This window comes from Natronocalculus amylovorans (assembly GCF_023638035.1).
In the GTDB taxonomy this organism is placed as follows: Archaea; Halobacteriota; Halobacteria; order Halobacteriales; family Haloferacaceae; genus Natronocalculus; species Natronocalculus amylovorans.
The window spans coordinates 169,377-187,539 of record NZ_JAKRVX010000002.1 but is presented as its reverse complement, the minus strand read 5'-3'; the positions used below and the strand labels follow the sequence as shown (position 1 = coordinate 187,539).

The 18,163-nt window shown below is 52.7% G+C and carries 20 protein-coding genes; 9 read left to right on the top strand and 11 right to left on the bottom strand.

The features are described from left to right. Positions 1-6 precede the first annotated feature (6 nt). The 3 genes from AArcSt2_RS05295 to AArcSt2_RS05285 are packed head-to-tail and all read right to left on the bottom strand — an operon-like array spanning position 7 to position 2,305. Positions 7-921 carry an alpha/beta fold hydrolase gene (locus AArcSt2_RS05295; protein WP_250583338.1) on the bottom strand — a complete coding sequence of 305 codons (915 nt, stop codon included), beginning with the start codon at positions 919-921 and terminating at the stop codon, positions 7-9. A gap of 54 nt (positions 922-975) precedes the next feature. Beyond that, positions 976-1,275, bottom strand: a complete 300-nt coding sequence (locus AArcSt2_RS05290) for a DUF7977 family protein (RefSeq protein WP_250583337.1) — start codon at positions 1,273-1,275, stop codon at positions 976-978. Beyond that, on the bottom strand, positions 1,265-2,305 hold the full coding sequence (locus AArcSt2_RS05285; RefSeq protein WP_250583336.1) for a zinc-binding dehydrogenase: 1,041 nt from the start codon (positions 2,303-2,305) through the stop codon (positions 1,265-1,267). The genes AArcSt2_RS05290 and AArcSt2_RS05285 overlap by 11 nt, the downstream gene beginning before the upstream one ends. A 91-nt stretch (positions 2,306-2,396) precedes the next feature. On the opposite strand from AArcSt2_RS05285, the gene AArcSt2_RS05280 reads away from it, so the two are divergent. From AArcSt2_RS05280 to AArcSt2_RS05260, 5 genes are all read left to right on the top strand, one after another. Beyond that, positions 2,397-2,972, top strand: a complete 576-nt coding sequence (locus tag AArcSt2_RS05280) for a MogA/MoaB family molybdenum cofactor biosynthesis protein (RefSeq protein ID WP_250583335.1) — start codon at positions 2,397-2,399, stop codon at positions 2,970-2,972. A gap of 66 nt (positions 2,973-3,038) precedes the next feature. Beyond that, positions 3,039-4,784, top strand: coding sequence for a dihydroxy-acid dehydratase (ilvD, locus tag AArcSt2_RS05275; protein WP_250583334.1), 1,746 nt, complete (start codon positions 3,039-3,041; stop codon positions 4,782-4,784). A gap of 63 nt (positions 4,785-4,847) precedes the next feature. Further along, positions 4,848-5,507, top strand: a complete 660-nt coding sequence (locus AArcSt2_RS05270) for a helix-turn-helix domain-containing protein (RefSeq protein ID WP_174654333.1) — start codon at positions 4,848-4,850, stop codon at positions 5,505-5,507. A 257-nt stretch (positions 5,508-5,764) separates the two neighbouring features. Then, positions 5,765-6,049, top strand: coding sequence for a translation initiation factor eIF-1A (gene eif1A, locus AArcSt2_RS05265; RefSeq protein ID WP_174654332.1), 285 nt, complete (start codon positions 5,765-5,767; stop codon positions 6,047-6,049). Between the two features lie 117 nt (positions 6,050-6,166). Next, complete coding sequence (locus AArcSt2_RS05260) at positions 6,167-6,967, top strand: phosphatase PAP2 family protein (RefSeq protein WP_250583333.1); 801 nt, start codon at positions 6,167-6,169, stop codon at positions 6,965-6,967. A gap of 14 nt (positions 6,968-6,981) precedes the next feature. Here the strand turns inward: AArcSt2_RS05260 and AArcSt2_RS05255 are convergent, their stop codons facing one another. Beyond that, positions 6,982-7,287, bottom strand: coding sequence for a hypothetical protein (locus tag AArcSt2_RS05255; protein ID WP_250583332.1), 306 nt, complete (start codon positions 7,285-7,287; stop codon positions 6,982-6,984). Between the two features lie 122 nt (positions 7,288-7,409). Beyond that, positions 7,410-7,604, bottom strand: coding sequence for a cold-shock protein (locus AArcSt2_RS05250; protein ID WP_174654329.1), 195 nt, complete (start codon positions 7,602-7,604; stop codon positions 7,410-7,412). A gap of 360 nt (positions 7,605-7,964) precedes the next feature. Here AArcSt2_RS05250 and AArcSt2_RS05245 point away from each other — a divergent pair, with 360 nt between their 5' ends. Further along, positions 7,965-8,777 carry an SDR family NAD(P)-dependent oxidoreductase gene (locus tag AArcSt2_RS05245; RefSeq protein WP_250583331.1) on the top strand — a complete coding sequence of 271 codons (813 nt, stop codon included), beginning with the start codon at positions 7,965-7,967 and terminating at the stop codon, positions 8,775-8,777. A 92-nt stretch (positions 8,778-8,869) separates the two neighbouring features. Here the strand turns inward: AArcSt2_RS05245 and AArcSt2_RS05240 are convergent, their stop codons facing one another. From AArcSt2_RS05240 to AArcSt2_RS05230, 3 genes are all read right to left on the bottom strand, one after another. Then, positions 8,870-9,427, bottom strand: coding sequence for an OsmC family protein (locus AArcSt2_RS05240; protein ID WP_250583330.1), 558 nt, complete (start codon positions 9,425-9,427; stop codon positions 8,870-8,872). A gap of 203 nt (positions 9,428-9,630) precedes the next feature. Beyond that, positions 9,631-10,488 (bottom strand): helix-turn-helix transcriptional regulator, encoded by an 858-nt coding sequence (locus AArcSt2_RS05235; RefSeq protein WP_250583329.1) that lies wholly within the window; start codon positions 10,486-10,488, stop codon positions 9,631-9,633. A 73-nt stretch (positions 10,489-10,561) separates the two neighbouring features. Then, positions 10,562-12,133, bottom strand: coding sequence for an HTTM domain-containing protein (locus tag AArcSt2_RS05230; RefSeq protein ID WP_250583328.1), 1,572 nt, complete (start codon positions 12,131-12,133; stop codon positions 10,562-10,564). 158 nt (positions 12,134-12,291) lie between these two features. On the opposite strand from AArcSt2_RS05230, the gene AArcSt2_RS05225 reads away from it, so the two are divergent. The 3 genes from AArcSt2_RS05225 to AArcSt2_RS05215 all read left to right on the top strand — a co-directional run bounded on the left by AArcSt2_RS05225 (position 12,292) and on the right by AArcSt2_RS05215 (position 14,351). Beyond that, positions 12,292-13,059, top strand: a complete 768-nt coding sequence (locus AArcSt2_RS05225; RefSeq protein ID WP_250583327.1) for a hypothetical protein — start codon at positions 12,292-12,294, stop codon at positions 13,057-13,059. Positions 13,060-13,120: 61 nt separating this feature from the next. Then, positions 13,121-14,041, top strand: coding sequence for an SDR family NAD(P)-dependent oxidoreductase (locus AArcSt2_RS05220; protein ID WP_250583326.1), 921 nt, complete (start codon positions 13,121-13,123; stop codon positions 14,039-14,041). A gap of 52 nt (positions 14,042-14,093) precedes the next feature. Beyond that, positions 14,094-14,351 (top strand): DUF7861 family protein, encoded by a 258-nt coding sequence (locus tag AArcSt2_RS05215; protein ID WP_174654323.1) that lies wholly within the window; start codon positions 14,094-14,096, stop codon positions 14,349-14,351. Between the two features lie 40 nt (positions 14,352-14,391). Here AArcSt2_RS05215 and AArcSt2_RS05210 read toward each other — a convergent pair whose 3' ends face one another. From AArcSt2_RS05210 to AArcSt2_RS05200, 3 genes are all read right to left on the bottom strand, one after another. Continuing rightward, on the bottom strand, positions 14,392-16,188 hold the full coding sequence (locus AArcSt2_RS05210; RefSeq protein ID WP_250583325.1) for an L-aspartate oxidase: 1,797 nt from the start codon (positions 16,186-16,188) through the stop codon (positions 14,392-14,394). Positions 16,189-16,263: 75 nt separating this feature from the next. Further along, positions 16,264-17,088 (bottom strand): ABC transporter permease, encoded by an 825-nt coding sequence (locus tag AArcSt2_RS05205; RefSeq protein WP_250583324.1) that lies wholly within the window; start codon positions 17,086-17,088, stop codon positions 16,264-16,266. After that, entirely contained in the window at positions 17,085-18,140 is a 1,056-nt protein-coding gene (locus AArcSt2_RS05200) for an ABC transporter ATP-binding protein (protein WP_250583323.1), read from the bottom strand. The genes AArcSt2_RS05205 and AArcSt2_RS05200 overlap by 4 nt, the downstream gene beginning before the upstream one ends. Between the last annotated feature and the right edge of the window lie 23 nt (positions 18,141-18,163).

The window sequence follows — 18,163 nt, the reverse complement described above, 5'->3', positions numbered from 1 at the left end:
AGCCGCTTACTCTCCACCAGTTAATGGCCCACCGTTGAGAAATGTACACAGCTCGTTGCTGACTCGGACTGGTTCTTCATGTAGTACCCAATGGGTTGCTGTGTCAAGCATAACGAGCTGTCCATCCTCACAGAGATCGACACTCTCCCATGCCATCGACTTTTTGAGGAATGTATCCTCTGCACCCCAAATCACAAGTGTCGGGACAGCAACGATCGGGTCATTCACTGATGGACGATAGCGGACGATCGCACGGTACCAGTTGATCATCGCTTCAAATGCACCCGGCTGTGACCACGCGTTCCGGTAGTATTCGAGATCGGTTTGCGTAAACGTCCCCGGCTGGCTGCTTTTTTTGAGTGCGCGTGTTGGACCGCGCCAGTTGTTGAGTCGAGATAGCGTCTCGGGAATTTTTGGGAGTTGGAATCCAAGGAAGTACCAGCTTTTCATTCGTTGCTCCCAGCTGTTTTGGAGTGTTCGCTGCATTACTGTTGGGTGTGGGACATTGACAATACAGAGATTCGAGAGACGATCTGGATGATGTAGTGCAGCCCACCATGCAACTGCTGCGCCCCAATCGTGGCCGGCGATCGACGCCATCTCTCGATCGTATGCGTCAATCAATCCAATCACATCTTGGGTAAGTTCATCGATGTGGTATGACGCGATTCCTGGTGGTTTATCACTCAGGTTATATCCACGTTGATCAGGGACGATCACTCGATAGCCATCGTTCGCGAGTGCTCGAATCTGGTTGTGCCACCCATACCAAAACTCCGGGAATCCGTGGAGCAAAATCACAAGTGGCCCATCTTCAGGCCCGGCTTGCACGGTGTGAAGTTCGATTCCATTTGTCTCAACAAACACGGACTCACCAGGGACATCCGTCGGAATCGACTGTGGCTGTGAGGGAAGTGACATAGTATCTGATAGCCGTCGAACATGCAAATAGCTGCCTCTCGAATAGCACGACTCCTACGTGGCAGCGGTCATCGACCAGACTGCGATCACACCAAGAAGTACAGCGGGAATCAGTGGAAGTACAAGAAATGTTGCAAAGAACGTCCAACCGAGCTGTGTGGGTGCTGCGGGAAATAGATAGATCACACCGGGAATGACAAGAAAACAGATCACAACCGCTGCAACGAGTACCCATCCTTGGGCACCGAATCCGCTGGGTTCGGGTTCGGTGAACGGGTCTTCATCGGATTGTTCGTTGTCTATCGACCCTGGCCGATGTGTGTATGTCTCACCGTCTGTCTCGTCAGTACTCACTATCCGGTATTACCACTACTTTACCAAAGCCCTCACGGTTTTCAAGAAGCGCATGGGCGTCTGCGGCTTCGCTCATTGGAAGCGTCTCTCTGATTCGTGGCGTGAACGTCCCATCCCACACCAACTCAAGCACCTCATCTGCTTGTCCGGGTGTCGCCATCGTCGATCCGATCACTGAGAGCTGATTCCAAAAGATTCGATTCAGCCCTGCCCCTGGATGTGGCCCAGTTGTTGCTCCACAGGTGACAATCCGGCCGCCCTTTGCCAGCGATTTCAAGGAATCAGGGTATGTTGCCTCACCGATATGGTCAACGACCATATCCACACCGCGCCGTCCAGTGCGGTCGCTGATCTCGCTCGCAAAGTCAGTGCGCTCGTAGTTGATTACGTGATCCGCCCCACATGCCTTCGCATACTCAAGTTTCTCGTCAGTTGAAGCCGTTGCATATACCTCTGCGCCCGCATGAGCAGCAATCTGTACTGCTGCGTGGCCCACACCACCGGATGCACCAAGCACAAGCACTGATTCACCTGCGTTGAGGCTGCCCCGATCGATCAGCATTCGCCACGCAGTCTGAAAGACAAGCGATGCAGAACCTGCGATCTCCCAGTCAACATGGTCCGGCACCGAAACCAGGTTTGCTTCCGGCACTGTCGCATACTCTGCATGAACGCCACGCTGATGCTCACCGATAATCCCATACCGGATACAGAGTGTGGGGTCTCCGTCTCGACAGAACTCACACCGTCCACATGAGACGCCAGCACTGACTGCAACCCGATCGCCGACATCGAACCGATCGACATCGGGACCAACATCGGTCACAATGCCTGCTGCGTCACTCCCTGGAATGTGTGGCATCTCCAACTCAACACCGGGAAGTCCACGTCGGGTCCAGATATCCAAGTGGTTCAGTGCGCCTGCTTTGATATCGACAACCACCTCATTTCGGCCCGGATCCGGATCCGAAAACTCCCCATACTCGATCACATCTCGATCGCCATGCTCCGAAAATTGGACGGCTTTCATACATTATCAATCATTATGCAAGCGTCAAAACTGTATGGCAAGCGGTCACCCAATCCGTGGCTTTTCTACACTGGTTGTATATATCTCTTATATGACCGACTCGCCAGATACACATGCACACAAAGAGGGAACGGATCCCGAGCATACCCACGACCATGGTCATGACCATGACCACCATCACCACGATGTCGAACATGTCTCGGCCGCGCTTGTCACGATCTCTTCCTCGCGAAGTTTTGAGGAGGACGCTGCAGGAGATACGATCTCTGAACTGTTAACGGATGGAGAACATACGATTGTGACGCGCGAGCTTATCAACGATGATTTCGATGGAATTCAATCAGCAATACACAATCTTGACGCTCGTGAGGACGTTGATGTAATCATTACAACTGGCGGCACTGGTGTCACTCCCGACGATGTAACAGTTGAAGCCGTATCACACTTCTTTGAAAAAAAACTTCCCGGCTTCGGCGAACGCTTCCGGGCAAAATCGGTTGAGGAAATTGGGACGCGAGTCATCGGCACACGTGCAACCGCAGGCGTCACACAAACTGGAACAATCATTTTTGTGCTCCCCGGCAGCACAAACGCCGTTCGGTTGGGTGTTGAATCGCTTATCCTTCCGGAAGTCAGCCATCTGGTCGGACTTGCAAGTCGGGAGTAGCCCTCAATTGACTGCAACGGTTGTCAGTTCGCGGTCTTTTAAACGTTCGGCGGACAATCGCATGGTATGAGCAAGCAACAGCCACGAGACGATACCGATCGTTTCGCGGGCAAAAAGGATGCAGACCTCCAAAGTAAAGATGTGACAGAAGGTGCAGAACGTGCACCACATCGCGCAATGTTCCGTGCGATGGGATTCGATGATGATGATCTCTCCTCGCCGCTTGTTGGCGTGCCAAACCCCGCAGCAGACATCACGCCATGTAACGTTCATCTGGATGATGTTGCACAGGCTGCAATTGATGGCGTTGATGCAGCGGGCGGGATGCCGATCGAATTCGGAACGATCACCATCTCGGATGCAATTTCGATGGGAACGGAGGGAATGAAGGCCTCACTCATCTCGCGAGAGCTCATTGCGGACTCCGTTGAGTTGGTTTCGTTCGGCGAGCGTATGGATGGGCTTGTGACCGTCGCGGGCTGTGACAAGAATCTCCCGGGGATGATGATGGCTGCAATCCGGACAGACCTTCCGTCAGTGTTCCTGTACGGTGGTTCAATCATGCCGGGCCAACACGGTGGCCGTGACGTGACGATCGTCCAGGTGTTCGAAGGTGTTGGTGCGTACGCACAGGGGGAGATGTCCGGCGACGAACTTGATGAACTTGAGCGGCACGCATGCCCTGGTGCAGGCTCCTGTGGTGGAATGTTCACCGCAAATACGATGGCCTCAATTTCGGAAGCGCTTGGACTTGCACCGCTTGGGAGTGCCTCTGCACCAGCGGAAGATCGCGCTCGGTACGAGATTGCAGCACAGGCTGGCAAGCTAGTCCTTGACTGCATTGAGAACGATCGCCGTCCGTCCACAATTCTCTCGCGAAAATCATTCGAAAACGCAATCGCGGTCCAGACCGCGATCGGTGGCTCAACAAACGGCGTGTTGCATCTGCTTGCACTTGCTGCAGAGGCAGGCGTTGAGCTCGATATTGAGGACTTTGATGAAATCTCAAAACGAACGCCAAAGATTGCCGATATGCAACCCGGTGGTGCACGTGTCATGAATGATCTTCACGAGCTGGGTGGTGTTCCTGTTGTGATTCGCCGACTCCTTGAAGCGGGCTTAATTCACGGTGATGCAATGACCGTCACAGGTCGGACGATCGAAGAAGAACTCGAGACGCTCGGTCTGCCGGACGACGACGAGATTGAAGCCGACTTCCTCTACACTGTTGAGGAGCCAAAACAGAAAGAGGGTGCAATCAAGATTCTTAAAGGCAACCTCGCTCCGGACGGAGCTGTACTCAAAGTCACTGGCGATGACGCATTCCATCACGAAGGGCCTGCCCGTATCTTCGAAAATGAGGAGGATGCAATGGCATACGTTCAGCGCGGAGATGTCGAATCAGGTGACGTGATCGTTATTCGGAATGAGGGGCCAAAAGGCGGCCCCGGAATGCGTGAGATGCTTGGTGTCACTGCTGCGGTGGTTGGTGCAGGCCACGAAGACGATGTTGCGCTGCTCACTGACGGTCGGTTCTCCGGTGGTACCCGTGGACCAATGATCGGCCACGTTGCTCCAGAGGCAGCCGCTGGTGGTCCGATCGGCTTGCTTGAAGATGGTGATATAGTAACGGTTGACATTCCGAACCGCGAGCTTTCAGTTGGGTTAGATGACGCGGCGTTGCAAGCACGTAAAGAAGCATGGGAACCACCAGAACCGCCGTACACTGGTGGTGTACTTGCAAAGTATGCCCGTGACTTTGGATCCGCTGCAGCAGGTGCTATCACGAATCCAGGATTGAAAAACGAGTAAACGGAACTGAAGACCACTGAGTGGTAGCTACGTTTTTGTATCCGTGGCTGCTGTGCACTGACAATGAGTATTGTTGTCGAGTTTACGGTCCCCGCGAACGCATGCGCTCTTGGTCGTTCTCTTGGTGAGGACCCGTCGCTATCGTTAGAACTCGATCGGATTATTCCTACAGAAACGACTGTGATGCCGTTCTTTTGGCTGTGGGGCTCGGATTGTCAGTCATTTGCAAACGCTGCAGCAGGAGAGCCGTCGATCGAAGAGCTGTCTATTATTGATGAAGTAGATGATGGAGCGCTCTTTCGAGCGGTGTGGAACGAGGATGCGATCGGAACGCTCCGGACAATCGCCGAGACGGAAGGTGTTCTTCTCGATGCTCGGGCGAATAATGCTCAGTGGACATTTGAAGTTCGGTTCACTGATGCGGATCAAACAAGCCAATTTAGAAGCCTCTGTCAAGAGCGTGGTGTCCCCCTAACGGTCACGCGTGTCACAACATCACCAGGCCGAACACCAGCAAACGAGTATGGACTCACACCAGAGCAATCCGAAGCGCTGACAGCCGCGTACCGGCTTGGATACTTTAGTGAACCCCGAAAAGCGACGCTAGAGGAGCTTGCAGACGAATTAGGTATCTCTTCACGAGCGGTTGCTGGTCGGCTTCGGCGTGGACAAGCAACGCTCCTTGAGAGAACTGGACTCACTGGTATTACTGCAGACACATAAGGCGTGTAAAAGCGTGTGTGAGAAGTATACTGTACGTTGGGGCCCAATCCAATCATACAGACTGCCCGGTGAGGCCAAGTGATACGATCCCCACTTGTGCCCTGGTAACCGCGTACCACTTGGCTCAACTATACGTACACCGTATGTATGCTTTTGATTACTGGTTCATACGTGAACGTATTTATATAGCCTTCTTTGGCTTCGGCTGACAATGGTTGTCCCAAGCAGTTTTACGGCTTGGGATAGTTACTTATATTGTGAGCGAAGAAATCGGGCGTCGGAATCTCCGGATGCCCAATGGCGATGAGCTGTTTGCGGTGGTAACTGAGCATAACGGAGGAAACCACGTACGCGTACGGTGTGAGGATGGACAGAACCGAATGGGACGAATCCCTGGCCGAATGAAATACCGAACATGGATTAACGAGGGCGACATCGTCCTTGTTGAGCCGTGGTCTTGGCAGGATGAAAAAGCGAATATTGAATGGCGCTACACTGATCAAGATGCAGATCAGCTCCGCCGCGAAGGACACATCGACTAATAATCGACTTGTTACGGTCAAAAATAACTAACACAGCTTCAGTGAACACTGTTTGAGTGACTACCTAACAAGGTACACAGAGAGATTCATTATGTCTCAGATGCAACCATGTAGTAGATGCTTCTTTTTGTATTAACTGGGGTTATTACAGTTGTTGTCCTCTTTTTACTTTGTCTGCTCTCAGTCATTTGTCTTGATCGCAAAGCAGTAGCGCAGCTCACGAACGAGCCGGCGCTCATTGTCTCTCGGCTCCGATCGATCGCACCGTATGCAGGCCTGCTTGGAATCGTACTGGTCGCTAACAAAGGCTTGCAAAACGTAATCTATGACCTCTCAATGGAGATTGGATTTGAGGCAACGGAGACAATCTATGCCGTTGAGGGATCATTTGTCGCATTCGTCCAGGCGGGTTTCCCGGAGGGTATGAACTACTACTTTTCATTCATGTACGTATTCGGATATGTCGTGCTGCTTGTCTTCCCCGCAATCGCTTACTTTGTCAGTGACTCACTGGAACATCTCAAAATCCTCCTCACAGCCTATGGGCTCAACTACGCAGGTGGGATCGTTTGTTATACACTCGTCGTTGCATACGGGCCACGGAATCATATCCCTGAGCAGGTAAGCCAACCGCTTTTAGATCTGTACCCTGATGTTACCACGGTCACCTCGCAGGTCAATCGGAATACAAACGTGTTCCCGTCGCTTCACACCTCACTTTCTGTGACGGTGTTTGCGATCGCACTGATGACCCGCGAAACGTTTCCCCGGTGGTTCACCATTGCAACAATCATGTCTACAAGTATCGTGCTCTCTACGATGGCACTTGGAATTCACTGGCTGGTTGATGTTGTTGCAGGAATTGGGTTGGCAGCGGTAAGCGTTGCTCTCGGAACGATCATCGTCGAGCGATCATGATTTGTCTGCTGCGCTCAAAGGATGTGCGATCGAACTGCAGCCACCGTCTGTGGCCACTCCTCTTCGGCTTGCATCCGATTATTCCACTCCTCGATCGTTTCGATCGAAAAATCCGCAGCGGTGTAGCGCGCTCCATCAACAGTCACGGTTTCATGGATCCCATCGCAGTTTGCACATTTGAGTGATGAGAGAATGAAGTAGCGCTCGACGCGCTCTCGGACCTCTGTAGAGACTGTTGGTGCCGCACGATCACCTTGGCAGTGATAACAGCACGTTGATCCGCTGCCAAGTGGCTTTCCACAATTAAGACACGTTGTCATCAGTGGCAGTCGCTCCGTGATTGGATATAAATACACGTACCCGTGAGCAGCTGCTCACGAGTGTAGTGTCTGAAAAACAAATCCGCTATGTCACGTTTGTGACTGTGCGAGAGATGTAGTTATTATACGCGAGTAACGTTTTTCGCGCGAGGGCCTTTTGGGGCCTGTTCGATATCAAATTCAATCTCAGTTCCTTCCGTAAGGTCCTCGCCGCCAACATCTTCCATGTGGAAGAAGACATCGTCGTCAGCATCGTCCGTCGAAATGAAACCGTAGCCGCCTGTGTCGTTGAAGAAATCAACTTTACCGTTTGCCATTACAACTAAAGACAACTCAGTCACACGGATAAGGGTTGGCATTCGTACTTTTGAACTCAATTCTTCCAGACAAATGTCCTGTATATTTTTATTTATACGCATATCGTCCACTACCAACCAGTTTTACCGGACTGTTTTCAGCGATTGCAGCATCCGGGCCCAATCTTTGCCAGAATATACAATTATCTGTTATTGGTCCTATAACCGAGGCTGGTTTTTACGCTCGGGCAGGTCACCAACCTCGTCAGGGCTAGACCCGCTTCACGATCGAATACACTCAGATATTCTACCTAGGCTGAAAGAACGCTATGTAGAACAATGCAGATTGTTATCTTATAACGCGGCGATGTATGGTGTGCGATGGTAGAGAAAACATCACTTGAGGGAGCAGTCTCGATCGTCACCGGTGGCGGTGGAGATATTGGTCATGGCATTGCATCGGAGCTTGCGGCGGCAGGCAGCGATATCGTCATTGCCGACGTCGACGTCTTAGACACAGCGTACAATCAGCAGTCATCAACTGAGATCGGTGGTGCGGCACATGCACAAGAGGTTGTTGAAGCCGTTGAAGCGCACGATCGCCGCGCCCATGTCATCGAGTGTGACGTGACCAAAGCTGATCAGGTGCAAGCAATGGTTGATGAGGTAGTTTCGGAGTTTGGCAAGATAGACGTGCTCGTCAACAATGCAGGAATTATAACGGTCACGCCGACTGTGGAGATGGACGAACAAGAATGGGATTCAGTGATGGACGTCAACGTGAAGGGCCCGTTTTTGGTCTCACGTGCTGCAATTCCACACCTACAGGAGGCAGAGGGGACGATCATAAATACGGCGTCGATCGCCGGTCATATCGGTGCTGGCGGACTTGCACACTACTGTGCGTCGAAGCATGCTGTGCTCGGCTTCACTAAATCCTTAGCACTCGAGCTTGCTCCTGAGGTGACGGTGAATGCGATCTGTCCCGGAATCGTGAACACACCGATGTGGGAAGACGTACTCACTCCGGAGCTTGGTGAGTCGTTCGACGAGACGATCGCTCGTGCGATTCCAATGGGACGTGATCAGAAACCCGAAGATATGGGCCGACTTGCAGTCTTCTTTGCGGAAAATCGGAATGTTACTGGCGAATCCGTTGTTGTTGATGGCGGTATTTTGCAGAATGTAATATAGAGGCCGTTATTTCAGCAGTATCGGATCACTATTTTCAATGACGTAAAAATATGGGCACCGGTGTGATCTGCATTTTTCGCAGCTGCTGATACTCATGCAACAGACATCGGCATGAATTCGGACTTGATTGTGACCTCATTGCCGATGATATCCATCAGCGGGGATGTGGATTCGACACGCTCACGAAGTGCAGTGAGCTCCGACTCACTAGCATCTGCATCGATGTATGTTCGGCATGTGAGTTCATCGTACCCCGGACGGACTGAATCGCTGAGCCCGAGGAAGCCACGAAGATCGACATCCCCGTCCATCTCAAATCGCAGGTCGTTCAGCTCAATACCCATTGCTGCGGCGTTTGCGGCGTAGCCTACCGTTAGGCACGAACCAAGCGCCGCTAAGAGCAGTTCAACAGCATTCGGTGCGGTGCGCTCTCCAAGTATCTGTTCTGGCTCGTCTCCTTCAATCTGGAATGTTTGTGTGTGTACAGTCTCTCCAGCTTGATCGAACTGGTCGATCTCAGTGACACATTTCAGTGCTCCGTTCCACTCCGTCTCTCCATAAAATCGGAAGCGGCCAACGTTTGGGTCTGTCTGGATTGCGTCGATCGCTTGCTCTAGTTGATCGACATCGACTCCATTTGTTACGGACATTGTTTCTCACCACGCTCTCTGGGATTCTATCTCCACAAGCACCGCTATGGATGAACCCCGTAAATGACTCTGAGTTGTGTTAACATATTGCTATCTGATGAAAACCAGTCACCATGTGAGAGAAGTGCACCGACTGAGATATTGCACTGGGTGAAATGGCTCTCTTGGTGTGTCCCATATATGAGGTTGCAGCGGCGGACTTCTCAGACTGCGTGATCAATCAAAAGTGGGACTGCATCCCGTTTGTGCTGTCCGTATGTTGATTTGGCCCACCTACGAACAGTCGGGCTGGATGTATCCACCAAGATACGAATCGCTCCGCTCTGTGGTTCATATCCACAGATCGCAACCCGCTCATCAAAAACTGCAATTCCATATGGTGGTTGTTCTCTTACGGTGTAGATCGCTAAATTCCCGCTTTCGATCGCAGTTTGGCAATGATTTGCATATGCTTGTTGAATATGTTGTGTCACGTCTAGTGGGTCTATTATTTCAACAGCGGTACCGTCCAAGATCTGTGCTTGAAACTCATCTCGACACGGAGCCAAGAGTGCAAGATCAACACCGAGGAACCGAAGTGTTTGTGTCTCCTTAAGTAGGGAAACAAATCGGGATATTGGTCGATATGGTTCGACGATCTCTGCGACCGTAACCACTGCATCAACAAACTCCTCTATCTCCAACTCGGTTTCTTCGATCGGTAGCTGCTTACAGATAGTTCGTAGCTTCTGTTCAATTTGAATATCTCCAATGACGTCGTCTATACACGTAGCTACGAACGCCCCAAGCGGCGTTGTGTCATACGCTCGCCGTTTGCGTTTGATCCACTGACGATTCTCGAATGCTCGAAGCGTTCGTCCGATCGTTGAGTTTGACACATCTGTGGTTCCAATCAGCTCTGTACGAGTCTGCGGTGACTCCGAAAGCGCACACAACACCGCAACTCGGTGAGGTGCGCGAGTGAGAAACGCAATATCTTCAATGGCATCTGTACGTGTTATACCGAGTGTTTGAGCCTGTTGTTGTAGATTGAGTCTGACGTTCGTAACTGAATTGTTCATACACTATATACGCTATGTGAACAAATAGCATTCCGATCCTCCGTTTTTCTGAATTATTTTCGGCTTCATAGGCTCAAAACGATGGCTCTGGGACCGTTCCTGTCCCATCCGTCCCACACTGGTGTTGGTAGATCAGCCGGGAGGATCGGTCGCGTGCGGTATGGTCATCGATCGTCTCTCGGGCGATCGTTTCGCCAATCTGATAGAGTTCGGTCGTGGTCAGCTCTGCTTGCTCATCAGTATCCCACGTTTCACAAAGCGTTTCAGCAAGTCGCTCCGGGGCAGCGGGTGGGTCCGCTCCTGCAACGTTCGACATGTAAAACCGCTCCCGATACGTGTCATACTGTTTTTGTAGCTGTTCATGTGGGCGATCGTAGCTGAGCTCACGATCGTTGTAGAGGTCGTGTGTTGAGCCGTCAGCTGAGACCGCTGCAAACACGTAGTAGTAGTCTGTTGTCCGTGGATTTGGCGCAAAAATACTCCACTCCGTTTGTTCGCCAATAAACATCGATCCTGCGGTTTCGATTTCGCTACCAGGACCATCATATCCAACATCGGCACCCGCCAGTGCGACTGCGAGCACCGCAGCGACAATCATAATCGCGGCCACATACTTGCGTACGGCCAAATATATTTCCTGCGTGCCGCTTGTCTCACCCCACGGTCGAAGTCGAAAGGTTGGAAGTGCCTCACACAGCGTTCTACCAAATCGGTTGAGTGAATGTAGAACGGTTTGTGAGAGTTGGTGTTTGCGTTTCTTTCTTACCCGATCGAGATCATCCCAAAACGATGCATCATAAAAGAGTACCAATCCAGCGATCGCTACAAATGCAAACGCACCAATTCGGACGGTCACGGCAAATGAGAGATGGCCAGCAACGAATGCTGAGACAAGCAGCGTTCGAGCACGGCCGCGAATGAGCAGCAAGAGCCATGCGCTCAACAGAAGATAGTACCAGAGCAGTCCGCCCGCTTCAAGCAGCCATGGAACCGATCGAAGCGGCTCTGCGAGCAGAAACGTCATATCATCTAATCCAAACACCAGCACTGCGGCATCACCGCTCGTCCACAGTGTGGATGTCGACTTATGAATTCCATTCACAACGTACATCGTCACCATCTGTCCGAGAATCAAAACCGGCGCGATACCAGTGATTGTCTCTTTTGGCGATCGGGGCCGGTGAACGGCATCAACTGACCACCGCTCACCAAGTGGGAGGAACAGTGCCCACAGTAACAGCCATGCAAAGAGCACATCCGCATAGCTGAGCACCAGCGAATTCCGTAAATCGAGCGAGACAACAAACACGAACGCCACAACCGTCACTAGACGTGTCCGGTAACCAACTATGAGAAGCATGCCAACGATTGCATGCACCACGAATAGCAGTGCAGTGAGTGTTGGATCCGTCGTGAGAAAGTACACTGAGAGTTCGATCGGTGCCGCCTCACGGGCCACCGACTGTGGTACGACACCGCTTTCGGTATAAAAGTGTGTGAAGTTCCGGGCTCGAAGACAAATATCAACAACGATGAGCACTCCTGCAATGATCCGAAACGCAGCCAGCGATCGTGTGTCGATCGATAGACATCCCCGAAGGTATGTTATGAGCCCAAGCAAACGCGGTCGATATGGTGGACTCATTTGCTAACACCTACTGGTCTGATGGTATATTTTTTCTCATCCACCGCTCACAGCTGATTTATACTGGCTAGCTTAGCAGTGATCGCAACTCAATCTATCCGGCGTGAAAGGGGTACCATACCGAGAACACTTGTTATGCTGAGTCCCCATTAGACAGCATGAGTTCACAGAGTGACGATCTGTATGATCGTGCTGTCGCTATGCTTGCCAATCGACACTATGAACATGCAGGTGATGCACTTGCTCGAGGTGGATGGCTGCTACTCGCCAACCCACGCTTTGACAATAGTCCATTTGATGATGATGAGAAAGGGTGGGTTGGAAAGGGAATCGAACGGCTTGTGACGAGCGCGATCTGCTATCGTGTTGCCGGCCGTTCCGATCGCGCAGCCCACAGGGGGACTGAAGCAAGTGCTGTTGCGGCGGACTTTCAGACTGTGTGTACGCGCCCGGTTCAACAAGCATGCTTGCAAGAGATGCGTGCAGACGCGATCGTTGCTGCTGGTCTAGATGGTGCAGCCAAACTGTATCGAGACGCAGCGAGCGCATATCAAACAGCGGGCGCGTCGATCGATGACCCGCAGTATTGGAGTACAACGCCGTTGTTTGGGGCGGCTGCAGCACCACTCCAACAGGTCGCGCGTAGCACAGCAAACGGAGAAGTTGCGGTTTCGTGGCAAGCCCTTCACGGACCTGACCCAGGGGACCCCGGACAGTTTCTGGCACATCGAGCAACATTCAAACGGCAGCGGTTTGCGACGCTTCTTGAGACCGTTGTTGCGGAGGGATATCTTGCGGCCCCACGTGGGACGACAGCGTACAATAGTGAGACGTATCGTTGTCCGTCCTGTCAATCAAAAGATGTGAACTGGGTTGGTGACAGTACCCTCTGTATGCGATGTTCCACACCGCTTGACCGAATATAATAGTTGTCGAAGCGGAGGCGGGCGGAACAGGTTTTTCGCCGCGTGGTCCCGACAGTATGTAATGAGCAGCCTTCCTGAGGAACTAGCCGGTGTATCGACCGTTGATTGCACTGATATGCACGTGCTAATCACCGGCTCAACGAGCGGGATCGGCCGATCGGCAGCGTTGGCACTCGGACGACTTGGTGCAGATGTGATTGTTCATGGTCGAGATTCGAACGCGGGCGTGGAGGTTGTGGACAAACTGTCCGAAGAAGGCTCGGATGCGATGTTCGTTGAAGCGGATTTTGCGAGCGTTGCTGCGGTCACGGAGCTTGCGACAACCGTTCGTGAGGAAACTGACGGGCTCGATCTGTTGATTAACAATGCTGGTGGATTATTCAGAAGCAACGCAGTCACTGATGCTGGTATCGAGTACACGTTTCACGTCAACCACCTGTCGCCATACTTGTTGACAGCCGAACTCCTCAATCATCTCACTGATGATGCTCGAATTGTGACGACTGCCTCCGGTGCACATCGAGGGGCATCGTTGCAGCTCGATCGAATTCAGGGCGATCACCGGCTATCAGGGATGCGTGCATATAGTCACTCAAAACTCGCAAATATTCTGTTTTCCTCGGAGCTCGCGCGGCGACTTGCTGTCGGGAATCATAATATCACCGCAAATAGTATTCATCCGGGGGCGATTCCGGGCACCGGATTCTCTCGATTCCTCCCCAAACCGCTTCCAGCGCTCGTTGAGCGTCTTGATACCGTTCCAGGCGTAACCGCTGTTGCCGATGGAGCTGCAGAGCTCCTATTTGTTGGTGTGTCCCCCCGTACTGCAGAGATCTCCGGTCGCTATTTTGCAGGCCAAAGACCACGTTCACCATCTGACGCTGCGATGGATCATGATGCTGCAAAGCGGCTCTGGAGTAAAAGCGCTGCACTCCTTGAGATCCCCGAACCATTAGCACCGCCCACAAGTACCAATGACTGAACATAATCGGGCGAACGGTAGGGGTATCCAACCGACAGTTCATACATGATATATGACTCACGATCGAATCCACGCAAAAGAGCCAACTCATCATCGTGATCGGTGGTCGGTTGGGACGATCAGCGCGATTACGGAACGAGACGGACACTGTGTCGTCACTGTTACTGATGAGCGTGAGGAGCAAGTCGAATTAGTCGTTACACTTGCGGTTCGTGACCTGTTTATCAGCCGGCTTGAGATCGGCAAAACTGAATCGCCGATCGGAGAGCACGTCTGGTACCGGAAACACGGTGGCAACGCTCATTTGTGAGCGATCGTCTCCCAGATCAACCAACTACCGTTCTGTGCGGCTATTCGAGTTGGTGGTAATCTAGCTCATATCCCTCGTTGATCGCGTCTTGAACAGGTTTGCTTGGTGTTCCGACCGGTTCTGTATGGCTAATCATCCCACCAACATCGGCTCGCTCAAAGTAGATGTTGCGCTGCCACTCGGTATCCACGTCCGGATAGTCCGTCCGGTAGTGCGCACCTCGTGATTCGGTTCGCTCACGCGCCCCACGCAACACCGCCTCCGCTGCCGTTAACATGAAGCCGATGTCGATCGCAAATTCGAACGAATCGCTTGTGACTGGACCGACAGCGAGATCGTCTGTCTTCCGTCGGAGGGCACGTAGCTTTGCAAGCCCGGCTTTTATAGACTCCTCGTCGCGGAGGATCCCAGCATGTTCCCACATCAGGTTCTGCAGGTCGATGCACACGTCTGCAACTGCATGGCTGCCGTCGCGATCGGCCAGCATCGCGAGGCCGCGGAACTGTGGCTCTGCGGTCTCTTTGATGAGCCGTGTTGGGATGTGACCAGGACCGCCACCCCGCTCTGCAATGTGTTTTCCTGCGACCACACCGAAGGCAACCGTCTCTGCAAGCGAGTTTCCACCAAGCCGATTTGCACCGTGGACGCCGGCCATGGTCTCGCCGATGGCAAACAGCCCCTCAACGCGCGTCTCACCGTACTCATTGACGCTGACGCCACCCATACCGTAGTGTGCTGTTGGCGCAACCTCGATCGGTTCTGCTGCCATATCAACGCCAAGCTCATCGAAGCGAGCATACATTCGTGGCAGCCGTTCACGAATGAACGATTCGGATTTGTGTGAGATGTCGAGATAGACACCACCATTGTCGGTCCCTCTCCCTTCTGCGACCTCTTGTGCGATCGCCCGGGCAACAACATCACGGGCATCAAGTTCCATCTGAGTTGGCGAATACCGCTCCATGAACCGTTCGCCGTCCGCGTTATATAGCCGTCCACCTTCACCTCGGACCGCCTCGGTAACGAGACGACCACTCCACGGCTCCCACTCGGAGTCACCTTCGTCAACAGCCATCCCAGTTGGATGAAACTGAACGAACTCCATATCCATCAGTTCAGCACCAGCATCATATGCCAGTGCAGGACCGTCACCATTGTTTTCGTCATCTCTGGATGTATGGCGATTGTATATTGCTGCGTACCCACCGGCAGCGAGGACAACCACCCCGGCATTGAAGAGTATGAAGTCGCCTGAATCCATATCGAATCCGACTGCTCCGTACACACGGTCTCCGTCTGAGAGCAGTTTTGTAATCATCACGTCCTCCTGATACGGGATTGAAAGCTCCTGTGCACGATCGACTAGCGCGTTCAACAATGACTCTCCCGTATGGTCACCCGCGAACGCGGTTCGCCGAAATGACTGTGCGCCAAAGAATCGTTGGTCGATCTTCCCATCGTCCGTTCGAGAAAACTCCATACCCCACTCATCGAGCTCGCGAAGCCGATCGGGCATCTGTGCTGTGACTGTCTCGACCAGTTGTGGATCGTTGAGGAAATGGCCTTCATTGAGCGTGTCTGCAGCGTGAATTGCCCACGAATCCTCTGGATCTTGGGTCCCGAGTGCGCCATTAATTCCACCACGGGCCCATGTCGTGTGTGCATCGCCGTGGCTACGTTTTCCAAGCACGAGTACGTCCTCAACACCACACTCGGCGAGTTCGATCGCTGTACGAGCGCCTGCGGCACCAGCCCCGATAAGTAGCACTGAAACATCAACAGTTTCATACTCGGGAACATCGGCTCCAGCATCGCTGACCTCGTCTGGATCACTCATAGTTGTAATAAGGAGACGTGTACGTATGGGGCTTTCGCGCATGCGCGCGAGTGAAACCAAGCCGGTTCCATGCGACTAATAATCACCAAGCACACCAAGGCGTCGGGCACGTCGTGTCGCAAGATGAAAAACTGCGTATCCAACAGCGAGATATCCAACTGCAACAATAACGAGGAGTCCAAGATCTGTGATACTGAACTCCCACAGTCGAACACCGTCAACCATCGCTCGCTGGAGCATCGCGCTCCCGTGTGCGAGTGGAAGTATTCGCATCCACGGCAGTGCAAACACTGGTGCGGAGACTAATACCACAAACCCAAACTGGAGCAGATTCAACCAGTTTCCGATCTGTTTGTACAGCACGGTGACGCCTCCGGCTGCAAAGCCAAGACCGAGAACGGACGTAATTGCGAGCCCAGCAACGACAACCACGGTGATCGGATCGAGGTTGAGCCTTGTCCCGGTAAGTACGAGCATGACTGCAAGAACGATCGCACTCGTCAGAAACGTCCGAATCACCTTTGCAACACCTTTCAGCAATGCGACCGGTGCAAAGCCAAACGGTGTGGTAATGTGACGCTCAAGCGTTCCCCACTGCACCTCGCTGCTGATGTCGTTTGACACTGCAGAGTACGCACCAACAGACAGCGTCCATAGAAAGTAGCCTACAATGATTCCCTCGATCGAATCCGTCAACGCCTGTCCCGCCAGCAGCTGTCCCCCATAGAACAAGATACCAAAAAAGAACAGTGCGATAACGATTCCACCGATCGCATTTGCAGGATATCGAATGAAAATTAGATACTCACGATACAGTACTGCCTTGGCAAGATGATAGTAGGTTGCGGGACGGGGATCAGTAGCAGCTGAGTGTGGCACTGCGGTACCGTCTTGACTCACTCTGCTCGCCCCGAAGTCGCTGTCTGTTCGGACTCCATACCTGTCAGATTGACAAATACCTCTTCAAGTTGTGGTTGGACCGTTCTGATATCGTCGATCGTCACAGCTTCGTTCCGGAGCACATCCAGTACATCGTACAGTCTCTCACCAGCGTGAGTGATTTCAATCGTTGTCCGCCCAGCTGCTGTTTCCCCAACAACGGTGACGGAAAACCGATCGATGAGCGTTTCAACAAGGCGGTCATCGATATCTGCGCTTGTGATCTGAACTGTGTCACGAGTCGCATCTGACAACAACTCGTTCACGCTGTCGTCAGCAACGATCCGTCCGTTGGCCATCATCACCACGCGGTCACAGACTCGTTCAATAACGTCCATGTTGTGGCTGCTCAGGACGATCGTCCGGCCATCCTCATGTGCGAGCCGACGCAGTTCCTGTTGGAGCGTCCGCGAACTCTCAACATCGAGCCCGAGTGTTGGCTCGTCAAGAAAGACGAGACTGGCCCCGCCTGCGAGTACACTCGCAAGCGAGACTTTCTGTTTCATCCCCCGAGAGAGATCACGAACGGGTGTATCCGCCTTGTCCGTGAGTTCAAGACGATCGAGTAGTCGGTCGTGTTGCTGTGTTACAGAATTGGGATCGATACCGTGGATAGTCGCAAAGTATCGCAGGTTCTCCCGTACGGTGAGCCGCCAATAGTCGTTTCGGGCCCCTTCAAGCATCGCATCGACATCGCGGTAGGCCGATCGGCGCGTTCCATCAACTCTGTTTCCGAACACCGAAACCGATCCAGAGTCAGGAATAATAATGCCGAGTGCGCACTTGATGAGTGTCGTCTTTCCAGCGCCGTTCGGGCCGAGTAACCCAACGATCGATCCTGGTTCGATGGTCAGATTGACATCGTCCACTGCGACGATCGCATCATCTCCGGTTCCGAACCGCTTGGAGAGGTTCGTGAGTTTGAGGGCGGGAACGGCGGTCTCAATGGCTTCGTTGTGATTGCTATCCGTTGCGATCGAGCCATGCTGAGCGATCGCAGTGTCCTGTTGCATCAGTATACATATGGGCTCCCTGC